Origin of the sequence: Paenibacillus sp. FSL W7-1287 (assembly GCF_038004245.1) — a bacterium.
GTDB lineage: Bacteria > Bacillota > Bacilli > Paenibacillales > Paenibacillaceae > Pristimantibacillus > Pristimantibacillus camelliae.
The window spans coordinates 1,515,210-1,530,801 of record NZ_JBBORD010000001.1 but is presented as its reverse complement, the minus strand read 5'-3'; the positions used below and the strand labels follow the sequence as shown (position 1 = coordinate 1,530,801).

Sequence of the window (15,592 nt, the reverse complement as noted above, 5' to 3'; positions counted from 1 at the left end):
ACAACTAACATTAGACTACATATAAGGAGGTGCTTTATGAATATTCAATATTTACATCCTTCAGATCAAATTGTCATGATGATGGAACGAATATACAGGTATGGCATGACAACGACCTCCGGTGGAAATCTATCGATCGTTGATGAGAACGGCGATATGTGGATTACACCTGCCGGCGTAGACAAGGGAGAGCTGACACGTCAAGATATCGTATGTGTAAAGGCTGACGGCACAATTGTTGGAAAGCATCGTCCATCAAGTGAGTTTCCATTCCATAAGCTTATCTACGAGCAGCGACCAGATCTTAAAGCAGTCCTTCATGCACATCCTCCTGCACTTATTGCATTCAGTATTGTGAGGCAAATCCCAAACGTTGCTATGCTGCCTCATGATTACCGAGTGTGTGGCACAGTTGGCATGGCACCTTATGGACTGCCGGGCAGTATGGAGCTTGGAAACAATATCGCACAGGTCTTCTCCACCGGCATTAATACGGTCATGCTTGAGAATCATGGTGTCGTCGTAGGCGGCGAAACGATGTTCGAGGCATTCCAGCGCTTTGAGACATTAGAGTATTGTGCACGTCTAGAGATTAATGCTAGACGCATCGGTACGCCAGTCGAGCTTATTACGAAGGTCGACATCGTTGCCCATGAACCAGAGCTTGAGGAGTTCGTACCGTCAGTGATTAGCAGTGAAGAGCGTGAGGCTCGCCGTGAGATGTGCAAGCTTATACATCGCTCCTATGAGCAGCAGCTGTTTACGAGCACGCAGGGAACCTTCTCACAGCGCTTATCTGATGGCTCTATCCTTACGACGCCATTCGATATGGACCGTAAATATTTGCAGCCTGAAGATCTCGTCCGTATTAAGGACGGCAAGCGAGAAGCAGGAAAAGTGCCTAGCCGCTCTATTAAGCTGCAGACAGCTATTTATGAGGCTCAGCCTCATATACGCTCCATTATATTGGCGCACCCACCGAACATTATGGCGTTTGCCATTACAGGTGAGGTATTCGATTCGCGCATGATTCCCGAAAGCTACATCCTGCTGCGTGATATTCCTAAGGTACCGCATGATGATCTGTACACGAAGGAAAATGAGGTTGCTCAGCTGCTGACGCCGCAAACCCCGATCGTAATCGGTCAAAATTGCTGTGCCATCGTAACGGGCACTAGTCTGCTAAGCACCTTCGATCGTTTGGAGGTTGCCGAATACAGTGCGATGGCCGTTATTTCTGCTAAAGCGCTAGGTAACATTATTCATATGGAGCCTGCGCGTATCGAGGAAATCGACATAGCCTTTAAGCTAAAATAATATGAAATAGATAGCGCCGATAAGCATGTATTCAGTATGGAATACTAGCTATCGGCGCTTAACATAGGAGCTTATATCATTAATAATGCTTCAACTGGACCATTCACTGTTTACTCGCTAGCCTCTGTCTATTAACTACGTTAATGAGCTGCTTCCGAACAAGCTTGCTCATGGCTTAGCAGCTTCTCTTTCATTCCAATTCCCCCAGCACTAAAGCCTGTCAGCTTGCCGTTGGATCCGATGACGCGATGGCAGGGGACTACGATCATGACAGGATTTTTACCGATGGCGCCGCCTACTGCTCGGACAGCAGCACGATTTCCAACGGAAACTGCAATGTCTAGATAGCTTACCGTCTTGCCATACGGAATAGTTTTCAGTGCATCCCATACTCGCTGCTGAAATGTCGTTCCACGTAAATCTAGTGGACAATCAAAGGAGCTCCGTTCGCCACTCCAGTATTGCAACAGCTGCTCAATATAGCCCTGAAGCTCCGCATCGTTTTTAATCAATTCCGCTTGCTCAATATGCTTGCTGCACCAACGTTCTAGCTCTTCGACATCATCATTTACATCGATGTAGCATAGTCCTTGATCTGTCGCTGCAACGATATAATTAACCTCATTAACATCTAATGTGCTCCAATATACCTTCAAGCAATTATTCCTCCAATCTCTAATTTTATTAAATTAAAGGTTCAATAAGCTCAGGCTTCAGGACCAAGAAGATTAGACGCTAGTAGAAAACGAGTATCGCAGCGTACGGTTTTGGTACGTGAGCAACTACAATGTTTTTGCAGAAAATATGCATCGGAAGCATAATCTTCGCTAGCTTTCAATATTCGACGCCGAGTTTACTACAAACTCGTAACCTCGTCATCAAACCAGTGCTTATTGAACTTCCTCTAGAGTAAAAGGCTGAATTTTATTTCAGTCTCTCCTCATCAAACCGTACGTGAAGTTTTCCCTCATACGGCTTTCCGATGTTCTTCTTTCATGCGCATGCAGATTACAATAGTGTTTTTAATCCAACTTGCTTGGCTATAAACTTTACTTCATGAAATGAGCTCATCCATCTTCTTCGCTGTCTCTTCTTGGCGTACCATCTTGTGAATCGTTGTAAAATATACCAATCTAGCTTAGCTAGTTTTAACTGACTGTAGGAAGTGTAATAATAATTACGCCATCCTTGAATCTTTGGGTTTAACCATTTCACATGGTCTGCGAAGGAGATGACACGCATACGTGGGGGCGCTAATCTTTCTTTGACCACTTCCCGTATCCGTTCTTCTGCTTTCGTTGTCAGCCATTGTTGAGTAGTATAGTATATTTTACCCGTTGACGTTTCTGCCTTCGTTTTTCGATGGTGCATACCGAGAAAATCAAAACCTTCTTCCCCTGTCCATAGACCGATGATTCGAGTTTTTGTAGGGTGCAGCGTTAGTTCTAATCGTTCCATAATGGCTCTAATCAACTTAAACGCATGGTCGGCATCTTTCTTGGTTTTGCACACGACGACAAAATCATCTGCGTACCTCGTAAGTTCACCTAATGCTTTACCATGTCGTTCCCATATCACATCGAAATAATTCAGATAGATATTCGCCAATAGCGGGCTAATGACTCCACCTTGAGGTGTGCCTAAATCTGAACGTCGGACTTGTCCTTCCTCCATTACACCAGCTTGCAACCATTTGCGAATGAGTTTCAGAACTCGTCTGTCATTGATTCGCATTTCCACCAACTTCATCAGTTTCTCTTGATTAATGTTGTCAAAGTAGCCTTGGATGTCGACGTCGATCACCCAGTTACCTTTACGGTTGCATGCCTTTCGTATACGATCTAGCGCTTGCTTAGCACTGCGCTTCGGTCGAAAACCATAAGAGGATTCTTGAAAGTCAGTTTCAAATATGGGCTCAATCATGAGTTTTGTTGCCATTTGTATGACTCGATCTCGCACGGTTGGAATACCTAGCGGACGTTGCTTCCCATCCTTCTTCGGAATGTATTGCCGTCTTACAGGCTCGGGATGGTAATTCCCTTGTTCTAGTTGCTTTTGACAGTCATGTAGAAACGCCTCGACGCCTATCTTTTCGATATTCGCCAATGTTTCACCATCGACTCCAGCTGCTCCTTTGTTTGCCCGTACTCGGTTCCAAGCTTCCCCCAATGTATTCCATGCATAGATTTTGTCATACAAAGCGTGGAATTTACGCTTTTTGTTCTCCTTGGCTGCATGACCTAGCTTTTCTTGGAGTTGTTGAACTTTTTCCTTTGGTGTTGTTAGCCTTTTGGCATTCACTCACTCGTACCTCCTTAAATAGCTTGAACAAAGCAGGGCTCCTTTCCTCCCACAGGTTATGTTGTCCTGAGATTCTTAGGTACTATGAGCCCCTCGGACTCCCTTCCTGCAGATGACTCATTTCGCTTTTTGGGCTTATAGAGTATCTCTTTACAGTTTTTTTTTTTTTTTTTTCTGTGCAGGGGAGGGTCTCCCCAGTTCACTGCATTATCTTTCATACCATGCAGCTCCCCATACGCCGGAGGATTCTTCACTGTTGTTCCAAGTTCTTGTGCAGCTTCCTTGGCCTTCGTCTAATTTAGCGAGACTCGGCTTCCCCTTTTCCCTTTTGCAAGGCCTTTTTAACGACGCGGCAGGATTCACTTTATGTTACAGCCTGGTATGTTGCTCGCCCTATCTCTGACAGGTACTTTCGTCGATACGCTTCTACGTACAGATTTCGCCATACGCAGGTACCCTAGCTACAAAGGTGGCTTGGCCCCTCCTTCGGTTGGACTTTCACCAACTAGATAATGCGTGCCTCTGGGCACGCCTAAACAGAAAAATGGGACAAGCTGCTTGCAGCAAGTCCCGTCTAGTCCTATGTTCTAAAGTATGAGGCCTTCTCTAATAATTCTGTTGACTTCATGCGTAGCTCGTCCGTCGATGCCGCAATTTCCTCCATGATCGCAGCTTGCTGCTGAGACGTATCATGAACGCTTTCCGCACCTTCACGGATGTTTTGCGCAACCTGAGCAACCTTACTTGTTTGCTCACGTGATTCTCTAACTTGCTTTGCTTGAATTTCAAGCAGCTGAGCCATTTTTTCAACGGTAGCAGACACACTTTCTGCTTCCTCTTTTACTTCTTGGAAGGCTTTAGCGAACTGTTCGCCATTTTCAGCTTCCTGACTCGATAGCTCATATTGCTTCGTTATCGACTGAACTGCTGCAGATACTCCATGCTGCACCTGCTCAATGAGCTGGCGAATTTCATCAACCGCATGACCACTGCTATCTGCAAGCGTCTTGACTTCCTGTGCAACGACGACGAAGCCTCTTCCCTCTTCTCCTGCACGTGCTGCCTCAATCGCTGCATTCAGTGCAAGCAGGTGAGTTTGCTCAGCGATACCGCCAACGACACTCGATATATTTCCAATTTGTTCAGCAAGCTCACTAAGCTGCTGAATCGTTTCCAGTGAGCCACGATTCAATTGCTCTAAATGACGCATCCCTTCAACTAGTGAATGGAATACCTCTTCACTTTGTGTAGCAGCCGCATTCATATGCTCCGTGCGCTGCTTTGCAACGCTTGCCTCTTCCTGCATATTTAATGCAGATTGATATAGCTCGTCTGCTGCAGTGTGAAGCAGATTCGTCGAGCTTGCCTGCATCGAGGTACCGGATGTAATTTGCTCTGATTGAATAGTTAGCCCCTCTAGCTGTGCCGCAGTTTGACTAACAGCTCCTTGCAGCTCTTGCACATGTCGGTCAGTGAGCGAGGAATTCGCTTTTATGCTAGTAACGATCGTACGCAGCTGCTCTGTCATTTTATTAACAGCCTCTGCAAGTTGATACATTTCGTCACGTGAACGAACCTCGATCGCAGCAACATTCAAGTTCCCTTTCGCTGCTTCAGTAACCGTATCGGTAACAGCAACTAATGGCTTAAGCATCCAACGTGATGCAACATAACCGAACAAGCCTGTCCAAAAAACACCTACTGCTAATGTTCCTACTACGAATAGCCATGTTGGTATACTAGAGAATAAATCTAGCTGACCAAGAATAAGAAGTACAAACGCACTTGTCGCATATGTAATCGCGGATACGATCGTAATTCCAAGTACCATTTTTCTGACGATACTTTTACGAATAAACATAAATTCGCTCCTTTATTATTAAGAGTCTCTATTACTTATTATAGTTTTCAAAAGAGCTTTGCAGCTGCTGCAGTAATGGTTGATGGATATGTCCATTCGAGGCTACAACATCTCGTGCTTCAAGGTGATAAGGCTGACCATGGCGATCGGTTACTGTGCCACCTGCTTCTTGAATAATAAGTGAGCCAGCTGCCAAATCCCAGCTATTCAAGTTATATTCAAAAAAGCCTGTTAATCGTCCTGCAGCGACATAAGCAAGATGAAGAGCTGCAGATCCAGCTGCACGTATATTGCGTACCTGTGGTGCAAGCTCGGCAATCGCATGCAAATTAAGCGGTAGGGCATAGCTCTGATCAGGTGGGAACCCGGAAGCGATCAAGCTCTCTTGGAGCGTCTGCTCCTGGGAAACGGCAAGACGTTTACCATGTACGTAAGCACCTTTCCCTTTCTCCGCAACAAACAATTCATCAGAGCTTGGATCGTAGATCACGCCAACGATAACTTCACCTTTATGAGCAAGGGCGATCGATATACAATAGTACGGAAAGCCATGGATGTAGTTGGTTGTTCCGTCAATTGGGTCAACAATCCATAAGTACTCTGCATCCTTCGCACTAGCAATCGCCTTGGAGGATGCCTCTGCGCCTGGCTCAACGCCTTCTTCTCCGAGAAAAGCATGCTGTGGGAAATGTGTACTAATTAAATTGCGAATCAATCGTTCTGAGCCTTTGTCGATTTCTGTAACCAAATCAGATGCAGAAACCTTTTGATTCAGCTTCAGTGCAGTGCCAAGCTTCGTTTTCACCCATTCTCCTGCCTTAGCAGCACTGTTAATGGCTACAGCTGTAAAGCTTTTGCTGCCTACAACGGAGGGCAATTGTTTCTCGTTCATATATGATCACCCTTTCATTGATGATTACTATCTATTGACTCTATGCTATAGCTATTAATGCCTTCAAGTATTTCTACATAGCTGTCTGTCTACTTCCATATTAGTACAAAATTCGATAACACTCAAACATTGTTTCATAGAATTACTAAAATAATTCCTCTTTATTAAAACGTTTACAAAAAAGTACATATAAACGTGAACCAGCATAATAGCTTTATGCTGGTTCACTTCTTCTACTTTTTTAGCTCAACTCAATCGCTCCATTATTTAACACGACCATATGCTCATGCTGCTGAGCTTTCGCTTTCATCTCATCCATTAGCTGAAATAGAGCAGCATCTTTAGCCTTCGCCTCTAGCATGCAATCGATAGCCGATGCATGCTGCTTGGCCTGCTGTAAAAAATGAAGCAGCGGATCTACCTCAACATAATCGGCATGACCACGCGGATCGCTTAAGCTTTTCGGACTGGACGAGTGAATTTTTACTGGCAGCTCATCAAGCGTAACATTAAGCCTCTCACACTCGCGTGTCCACGTAGCAACGATACGCGGCCAGTAGTAATGGATAAGCTCATCCTCCGTTATCGAACCTGGATTGACCCAGTGATGATGGATATCTAGTACCATTGGTACGCCGACAGCCTCTGCAGCCGCAAGAGTTTCAGCTACATTGAATGTTTTATCGTCATTTTCCAGCGTAACTCTATGTCTAATCCTTGCGGGCAGCTCACTAAATTGCTGTATGAACCGTTTCCCTGCCGTCTCCTTATCACCGTACGCGCCACCCATGTGGATGTTGCATTTGCTTTTCTCATCTAGCCCCATTGCCTCAAGCATGGCGACATGGTACTCCATATCTCGTATAGAGCTCATGAGCACCTCTTCACGTGGCGTGCTGAATACACAAAAATGGTCGGGGTGAAGGGAAACACGCATTCCTTTATCCTTCACAAACTGACCGATCGCTTGAAACGGCTCAGCAAGCTTGTCGTAGGGGACCCAGTCCTCGAGCGCTGCATGGGTAGCAAGTGGAATTAGCTTAGAGGAAAAGCGGTATACCATAATGTCATTGCCATAGCAATGCTTAAGCAGGCGCAGCGTATTGTGCAAGTTCGTATTTGCGATTTGCTCTAAACGCCCAAGCGCTGCCTCACGGTCTGCAAGCTTGGAAAAGCTAGCATAGGTCATCGTTTTGGACGGTGATGATTCCTTTAGCTCTAAGCTTAATGCAACAAAGCCAAATCTAACTCTTGTCATTACTGTTCTCCAAAAAACATCTCCTCGGCAAGCGCAGTTTGTACACGTGCCTCTTCTTCTGTTAATTTGCGAACGAGCTCCATCTCAACCTGAGTCACTTCTTCACCTTGAAAGTTAATTTCAGCGATAGAAGCTAATACACGAACAATAGCAATTGCTTGATTGGAGGGGGTATATGCTATAACCTTTTGTCCGGTTGGATAGACTCGAAAGCCCTTCTTCACCATCTTACCCTTTCCGTACTCCAACAATTCATATAATTCCTGATCTGATTTGAATTTACATACTGAATTAAATTCTGTTTGAAATCCCATTCATATCCCTCGCGATCTATAATCATCTTATTTCATTGTATAATGTTTAATCTTGTTCAGTATATCGAAAATTAGCCCATATAGCCATAATTTCATCATGATCAAAGGTACTTTCTCCCCTACACTCGCAGTTGTTTAAGTAGATGGCTGCATGAAAAAAGCATCCTATAGCATGTATTCGTTTTTCGATCGAATCATGCCAATAAGATGCTTTTAGGTTGTATGGATTCTAGTAATCGCAAATGCTATTGCAGGTCACCAGTATAATCAATTAATTGCTTCTCTGCGTGTCGGTCGAAGGCAAGCTGGATTAGCTTATCAAGCAAATCCTTATAGCTTAAGCCTGTTTCTCTCCACAATAGCGGATACATACTGAATGGTGTGAAGCCTGGTAAAGTATTCGCTTCATTCAAATACCAGTTACCCGTTGTACGCTCTAAGAAGAAATCGATTCGGGACAGGCCCGTTCCATCAATCGCTTGAAAGGCAGTTATCGCCATCTCTCGCACTTGCTCCATCTGTTCCTCGCTTATTTCTGCTGGGATAGCCATTCTTGATTTGCCATCAATGTACTTCGCCTTGTAGTCATAGAAGGCGTTGGAGGAAATAATTTCCCCTGCAATAGATGCTTCCGGCTCCTCATTGCCTAGTACAGCAACCTCAATCTCACGACCATCCACGAACTCCTCAACGATGACTTTACGATCAAAGCGGAATGCATACTCAATCGCTTGAATCAGCTCCTCACGATTGTTTGCTTTGGAAACACCTACACTAGAGCCTAGGTTAGCAGGCTTAACAAAGCAAGGGTAGCCGAGTGCGATCTCGCATTCCATTAAGTAAAATTCTTGCTGCTTCAGCCATTGCGGCTTCGTGAAGTAACGAAACACACATTGAGGCAAGCCAGCATCAGCAAATGCCTTTTTCATAAATACTTTATCCATGCCAACAGAGGAAGCTAATACGCCTGCACCAACATAGGGAATGTTCGCCATCTCGAACAGACCTTGAATCGTTCCATCCTCGCCAAATGTACCGTGCAGCAATGGCAGCATCACATCGACTTGATCCTCATGCACAATTCCATCTATAGCTGAAAATAAAGAAAATAGTGCAGCATGTGTCGTTCCTTTGCCAGTGCTAGCTGCAATACGCAGCTGTTCAGCGGATTCAGGCGGCTGATTCATGGCAGGGCCAGACAGCCATTGCCCTTGCTTCGTAATATAAAACGGCTTAATCTCATATTTGCTATAATCAAATTCCTTCGAAACGGCAAATGCAGTGGACAGAGATACCTCATGCTCCCCTGACTTACCGCCGTAAACTAGGCCTACCTTAATTTTACTTCCCATTACTGATCCTCCGCTGCTTTCATTAAGCACACGATGTGTACCTTCTTTTTGATAAATGAATGAGGTGGACAGCTGCTTTTCACTTACAAATAATCACTTATATGAAAGAAGCGATAACGTGTATTCGGTGTCCAGGCATAGGAATCCTGATAGTCCCAGTAACGATGCTTGCTTGCAACCGTATTGGCATTAACAAGCGGCTGCCCTTTACTATCAAAGGCGGTAACAATTGTCGAATGCTGAAACGTATTGTTCCCGTTCCAATCGTAGACAATAATATCACCAAGCTCAAGCTTATCTGCACGATCAACCTCGACTGCACGCAAGCCCTTGCTGCGTGATTTCGATAGAAATGCAGTCAGCGAGCGAGATACTGCCCAGCTGTAGCTCCACCATTCCTTACCCTTTTGCTGTCGTCCTTTGTACCACCATCCACTATCTCTTCTATTAGTATAGTGCATCGGTACTTCACCTGCAAAGAGACATTGGGAAACATAATTCGTGCAGTTGGCCTCGAACTCCTCGTACTGTGGATTCGGTTGATTCCACCAAGTATCGGCGTATGCTACTGCTTGCTCCCGACGATAGCGCTTCATATTACGCATGTTGCGAAAATTAATAAGCTCAGGATTTAGGTATGGTCTAGGAACCAACGGCTCCTCCTCTTCCTCGATGTCATTTTGAGCATTCCAATCGATGGCTGTAGATGCATAACGAGGCTTGCGTTCAGGAGTAATGGGCTCGATCCTTGTAATACGCCAGCTGTCTTCCGTGCTTGATAGCCATATCCGCTCCTGATCAACGCGTTCCTCAAAATAATACTGATCATCCTGAGCGATTTTCCGTTTCACATATAGCTTTACATTTAAGATGACTTCATTCTCGAGCTCATTTACACTTAGTATTTCTGCCTTCATCTCACTTCCCGCTACATGGGCTCCGCGATATAGATCCCGTTCACGTAGTCGGTTCAATCGCTCGCTTAAACGCTCATTATGTAGCTGGTCAAGTGAAAACTCGCTTAAACGATAGCTGTGCTGCTCTGTTTCTGCTTGATTGTAGCGTGTAATATATTGCTGAAACAGTGGCCTCCAATCTGTTACCTTCTCTCGTTTAACCTTACTCGTTAACGGCGGTAATGAAGCTTTAATTGTGCCTGTTCTGGTAGGCTGCTGATCCATGCTTGGAGCAAAGTTAGAAGCTTGCACATGCTTGGATTGCCCTGTAATCATCGTTGAGCGCTGTGCAGCGTGAATAACTGCCTGCTGCTGCTTGCCTTTTGTCTTTTTTCTTCTGCGTCTTGTGTGGACTGTGGACCTGCTCATACTTCCCCTCCTCACAGCTTTGAATTGTAAAAAGTCTACCGTGGTTGGATAACTGCTTCATTATATGCATAGACTTGGCTATTCATGTTGAATTCAACATACGATGCATGCCGAATATGCTACTGGGTGTTACTTAAAGCTAGAGATTGAGAAGCGGAGCGTACGCAGTTGGTACGTGAGCATCGGAAAGCTCGGCTGCATTCAAGATTCGATGCCGAATAAGCTACCTTGAGATACTGCGTCATCAAAGTCGGACTTTTTGAACTTCCTCTAAGAAAGGTTACATTTACACTTTACGTCCGCACTCATTTACCGCTATACTATAGATATAGGTTATTTTGAAATACAGTTTCACCTAATGAAACTGTAAATAAATGAACAAAGGAGACTTACGATGGCTACACAAAACGAATATTCCGTTCGCTCCACGCTTGTATCTGGCGGTAAAGAGTATGCTTACTACCAGCTAGCTGGACTTGAACAACAAGGCTTTAAAGATATTTCCAAGCTGCCATTCTCCATTAAAGTATTGCTTGAAGCAGCTGTTCGTCAATTTGACGGCCGTGCCATTACACCAGAGCATGTTAAGCAGCTTGCTAACTGGGCGAATGGACGCGAGGATAAAGAGATTCCTTTCATTCCAGCTCGTATCGTTCTACAAGACTTTACAGGTGTTCCGGTTGTTGTTGACTTAGCAGCAATGCGTGACACTGTTAAAAAAGCTGGTGGAGACCCTAAAAAAATCAATCCTCTTGTTCCTGTTGACCTTGTTATCGACCACTCTGTTATGGTTGATGCATTCGGTACTCCAGAGGCGCTTGAGTATAATACTAAAGTTGAATTTGAGCGTAACGAGGAGCGCTACCGTTTCCTTCGCTGGGCTCAAACTGCATTTGATAACTTCCGTGCTGTTCCTCCAGGAACAGGTATCGTTCACCAAGTTAACCTTGAGTATCTGGCAAGCGTTGCAGCTACAAAAACAGTTGATGGTGAAACGGTTGTATTCCCTGACTCTCTAGTAGGTACGGACTCTCATACAACAATGATCAATGGTCTTGGTGTTGTTGGTTGGGGTGTTGGTGGTATCGAGGCGGAAGCAGGTATGCTTGGACAACCTCTATACTTCGTTATGCCTGAGGTTATTGGCTTCAAGCTTACAGGCAGCCTAGCAGAGGGTGCAACAGCGACTGACCTTGCACTTACAGTTACTGAAATGCTTCGTAAAAAAGGCGTAGTAGGTAAATTCGTAGAGTTCTTCGGTCCTGGTCTATCCAATATTTCATTGCCTGACCGTGCGACAGTTGCGAATATGGCGCCAGAATACGGTGCGACAATTGGCTTCTTCCCAGTAGACAGCGAGACACTATCGTTCATGCGTCAAACTGGCCGATCTGAAGAGCAAATCGCTCTTGTTGAAGCTTACTACAAAGCTCAAGATATGTATCGTACAGATGAAACGCCAGATCCTGTATTTACAGATGTTATTGAGCTTGATCTTTCTACAATCGTTCCTTCACTTGCAGGTCCTAAACGTCCGCAAGACCGTGTAGAGCTTACTAACATGAAGAAGGAATTTAACGATGCAATCCGTAAGCCTGTTGAAAAAGGCGGCTACGGCTTGTCTGAAGAAAAAATTGCACAAAGCGTTCCTGTGAAGCATCCTAACGGTGCAGAAACTGAGCTTAAAGCAGGTGCAGTTGTTATCGCTGCGATTACAAGCTGTACAAACACATCCAACCCTAGCGTAATGCTTGGTGCTGGTCTTGTAGCTAAGAAAGCAGTTGAACGTGGTTTAGTGAAGCCTGCATACGTGAAAAGCTCACTTACACCAGGTTCTCTAGTTGTTACGGAATACTTGAAAAAAGCGAATCTTATCGAGCCGCTTGAAGCACTTGGCTTCCACGTTGCTGGTTATGGCTGTGCAACATGTATCGGTAACTCTGGTCCACTTCCTGAGGAAGTAAGCCAAGCGGTAGCTGACAACGATCTAACCGTTGCTGCAGTTATCTCTGGTAACCGTAACTTTGAAGGCCGCGTGCATGCTCAAGTAAAAGCAAACTACCTTGCTTCTCCACCACTTGTCGTTGCTTATGCTCTAGCTGGTACAGTGAATATTGACCTTGCTACTGAGCCAATTGGCTACGATCAACAAGGTGAAGCAGTATTCTTGAAAGATATTTGGCCAACAAATGCTGAGATTAAAGAAGCTGTTGCAGCATCTCTTAATCCGCAAATGTTCCATGATAAATATGCGAATGTATTTACGCAAAATGAACGCTGGAATGCGATCGATGTACCTGAAGGCGAAAGCTATGAGTGGGATGCGAAGTCAACTTATATTCAAAACCCTCCATTCTTCTCTGACCTAGGTGAAGGTCTAAACGATATCGCTGATATTAAAGCGGCTAACGTACTAGCATTGATGGGTGACTCTGTAACAACAGACCATATCTCTCCTGCTGGTAACATTACCGTATCAAGCCCGGCGGGCAAATACTTGATCGACAATGGCGTAGAGCGTAAAGATTTCAACTCTTATGGTTCTCGTCGTGGTAACCATGAAGTAATGATGCGCGGTACATTTGCCAACATTCGTATCCGTAACGCAGTTGCTCCAGGTACTGAGGGTGGCGTAACAACTTACCTGCCTGACAACGAAGTAATGTCCATCTATGATGCTTCCATGAAGTATCAAGCAGAAGATAAAAACCTAGTCGTTATCGCTGGTAAAGAGTACGGTACTGGTTCTTCTCGTGACTGGGCTGCAAAAGGTACGTATCTTCTAGGCGTTAAAGCAGTTATCGCTGAGAGCTTTGAGCGTATTCACCGTTCTAACCTTGTTGGTATGGGCGTGCTTCCGCTTCAGTTCAAAGCAGGTGACAGCTGGCAGTCTCTAGGGATCACTGGCCGCGAAACATTCGACATTACTGGCTTGTCTAACGACGTTCAGCCAGGACAAGAGGTTGCGGTAACAGCTACTCGTGAAGACGGCACAACGTTCCAATTCAATGTGATCGTTCGTCTTGATTCACTTGTAGACGTAGACTACTACCATAACGGCGGTATTCTGCAAACTGTACTTCGTCAAATGATCGCAAATATGTAAGCTGAACTCATTGCTTCTAAACTCGTATAGAATGCAATAAAATAAGGGGTTGCCTCCAGGTCATGGTACATGACTTGTAGGCAGCCCCTGTTTATTTACTTCATCCATTCATCGCGAAGAGTGATGTACTTGAATGTAGTTATCCTCTATGCTCTCTAATCTAGCTTTTTCAGTAAAGAATAAAAACTCCGTATCAATTTTCCCATTATAATAGCTTCTTCCGTTGTATGTTTTCATAAGAGTTGAATGTTCGCCAGTTCTATCATAATACATGAAGCTTATTATTATGTTCTGAAATGCTAATGATTTATCTTCAAAGGATATTGGTTTTTTTATTTGATTATTCGTTAACTCTCTAATAGTAGCAGACCAATCATCCCATAGCTTCATCGAACCATACGTTTTTCCCTCTAAGGAAACTGCTTCATCAAGCTGTATTTTGGGATAATAGTAATGTTCTATTCCTCTTGATACCTTATAGCCTCTATGCCTCTCCATATAAAAGTGAAGGCTATCAACGTTACTATCCGGATGTAAATTCCAAACGATATGATAGGTTGAAGGATCGTTCCCAAGCTTCCATAACTCAGGTAAACCTCTCGTACTAACATAAACAAGCTTCCAACTGTAATGCTTCCAAACCCAATAGCTTAATCCATAATCATCATTTTCTGATATAAATGGAACGACAATGTGCTTATCATCCAGTTTTATGGTATCCTGAATGACCTTAGCTTGGGCTTGAGGGAACACATCATTGATCTTATCTATGAGCTGCGTAGCATCATGAAACGCGCCAGGCTTCGCACTAATGATCCAATAAGCGCTAAATAGTACCGCAATAGCTATTACAACGGTAGTAGTAATCTTCCACTTCTTTCTATCCATCACTTATTCCCTCCTGCAGCAAGGATTTCTCAAAGCGATAGTATAGCTGCTTATCATGCGTAGAAGTGATTATTCCTTTTCCATCCATTTCTACGTAGATTACTGTAGATAAACCACTGCCCCATTTGCTATCCGTGCCTATTAGTAAATAAGGGAATTGCTCTTGCCTATTGTTCTGGTCACTTTCAAGCACAATTTTTCCATACAGCTCATCACTTTTTAATTGAGCCTCCTGCATTGATGAAAGCTGCTCCTTTAGACTTTCTACATTCAACGAGACTTCCTCAGCAGAAGGATGAAGCCTAATAATTGATGCGTTGTTTACCTTTGCAATATGAGTAGAAAGCTTATCCGTCGGATAAAGGACATTCTGAAGCGGTATTGATAACAGCGTTGCTGCCAACAGCAAATAATTCGCTCCAAAACCCAGCCATGCAAATGAGCGATATTTTTGCCATCTATGCTTGTTACCTCTGCATACAAGAAAAATTAACCACACACCTAGTGGTAATATCGCAAACCTCAGCATCGTATTCGACATAGACCAATCAAATGAAAAAGAAAATAATCCAACAAGCATAACAATAATCATCTTCCATACGCTAGGCTTTAATGCTTGCTTCTGATACTGTTTATACGCAAAGTAAGCAATCCCAGCATAAGCTAGAGCGTTAGTTATGATCGGAACAATGCCTATCCCCATATTGAGCGTAACATTCAATCGGCCTCCCACCTCCTCATAGCTTCAATATAGTTTACTAATAACAGCACCAACCTTTGCATACATTAACATAAATTAACATAACTTTCTTCATCAGTAAACCATAACGCTACACAGTACATCACTGGACACAGCAAAGCGGCCAGTCCCTACGAGGAGGTGCTGGCCGCTTTCCGCTTTGTTAGCTTATATTCTGTTGTGCTTATCATTCGCCAGAGTATGCTAAATTGATCATGCTCTCCTGCTATTCATCTGTC

General features: G+C 44.2%; 12 protein-coding genes. 2 read left to right on the top strand and 10 right to left on the bottom strand.

The features are described from left to right. Positions 1-36 precede the first annotated feature (36 nt). Entirely contained in the window at positions 37-1,317 is a 1,281-nt protein-coding gene (locus NSQ99_RS06895) for a class II aldolase/adducin family protein (RefSeq protein WP_340835879.1), read from the top strand. A gap of 140 nt (positions 1,318-1,457) precedes the next feature. Here NSQ99_RS06895 and NSQ99_RS06890 read toward each other — a convergent pair whose 3' ends face one another. From NSQ99_RS06890 to NSQ99_RS06855, 8 genes are all read right to left on the bottom strand, one after another. Continuing rightward, positions 1,458-1,973, bottom strand: coding sequence for a methylated-DNA--[protein]-cysteine S-methyltransferase (locus tag NSQ99_RS06890; protein ID WP_340835878.1), 516 nt, complete (start codon positions 1,971-1,973; stop codon positions 1,458-1,460). Between the two features lie 352 nt (positions 1,974-2,325). Next, positions 2,326-3,618: a group II intron reverse transcriptase/maturase gene (gene ltrA / locus NSQ99_RS06885; RefSeq protein WP_340835877.1), complete on the bottom strand. Its 1,293-nt coding sequence runs from the start codon at positions 3,616-3,618 to the stop codon at positions 2,326-2,328. Positions 3,619-4,198: 580 nt separating this feature from the next. After that, positions 4,199-5,479 carry a methyl-accepting chemotaxis protein gene (locus NSQ99_RS06880; protein ID WP_251669760.1) on the bottom strand — a complete coding sequence of 427 codons (1,281 nt, stop codon included), beginning with the start codon at positions 5,477-5,479 and terminating at the stop codon, positions 4,199-4,201. Between the two features lie 31 nt (positions 5,480-5,510). Then, a complete protein-coding gene (locus NSQ99_RS06875) occupies positions 5,511-6,371 on the bottom strand; it encodes an inositol monophosphatase family protein (protein WP_340835876.1) in 861 nt (286 codons plus the stop codon). Between the two features lie 241 nt (positions 6,372-6,612). Further along, positions 6,613-7,629 (bottom strand): UV DNA damage repair endonuclease UvsE, encoded by a 1,017-nt coding sequence (gene uvsE / locus NSQ99_RS06870; protein ID WP_340835875.1) that lies wholly within the window; start codon positions 7,627-7,629, stop codon positions 6,613-6,615. After that, positions 7,629-7,943 carry a hypothetical protein gene (locus NSQ99_RS06865; protein ID WP_251669766.1) on the bottom strand — a complete coding sequence of 105 codons (315 nt, stop codon included), beginning with the start codon at positions 7,941-7,943 and terminating at the stop codon, positions 7,629-7,631. The genes uvsE and NSQ99_RS06865 overlap by 1 nt, the downstream gene beginning before the upstream one ends. 245 nt (positions 7,944-8,188) lie before the next feature. After that, positions 8,189-9,295: a D-alanine--D-alanine ligase gene (locus tag NSQ99_RS06860; protein WP_340835874.1), complete on the bottom strand. Its 1,107-nt coding sequence runs from the start codon at positions 9,293-9,295 to the stop codon at positions 8,189-8,191. Between the two features lie 83 nt (positions 9,296-9,378). Continuing rightward, positions 9,379-10,620: an amidase domain-containing protein gene (locus tag NSQ99_RS06855; RefSeq protein WP_340835873.1), complete on the bottom strand. Its 1,242-nt coding sequence runs from the start codon at positions 10,618-10,620 to the stop codon at positions 9,379-9,381. A 394-nt stretch (positions 10,621-11,014) separates the two neighbouring features. Here NSQ99_RS06855 and acnA point away from each other — a divergent pair, with 394 nt between their 5' ends. Beyond that, on the top strand, positions 11,015-13,726 hold the full coding sequence (gene acnA / locus NSQ99_RS06850; RefSeq protein WP_340835872.1) for an aconitate hydratase AcnA: 2,712 nt from the start codon (positions 11,015-11,017) through the stop codon (positions 13,724-13,726). Between the two features lie 108 nt (positions 13,727-13,834). Here the strand turns inward: acnA and NSQ99_RS06845 are convergent, their stop codons facing one another. Further along, positions 13,835-14,614: a hypothetical protein gene (locus tag NSQ99_RS06845; RefSeq protein ID WP_340835871.1), complete on the bottom strand. Its 780-nt coding sequence runs from the start codon at positions 14,612-14,614 to the stop codon at positions 13,835-13,837. Then, entirely contained in the window at positions 14,607-15,335 is a 729-nt protein-coding gene (locus NSQ99_RS06840; protein ID WP_340835870.1) for a hypothetical protein, read from the bottom strand. Before NSQ99_RS06840 ends, NSQ99_RS06845 begins: the two co-directional genes overlap by 8 nt. Between the last annotated feature and the right edge of the window lie 257 nt (positions 15,336-15,592).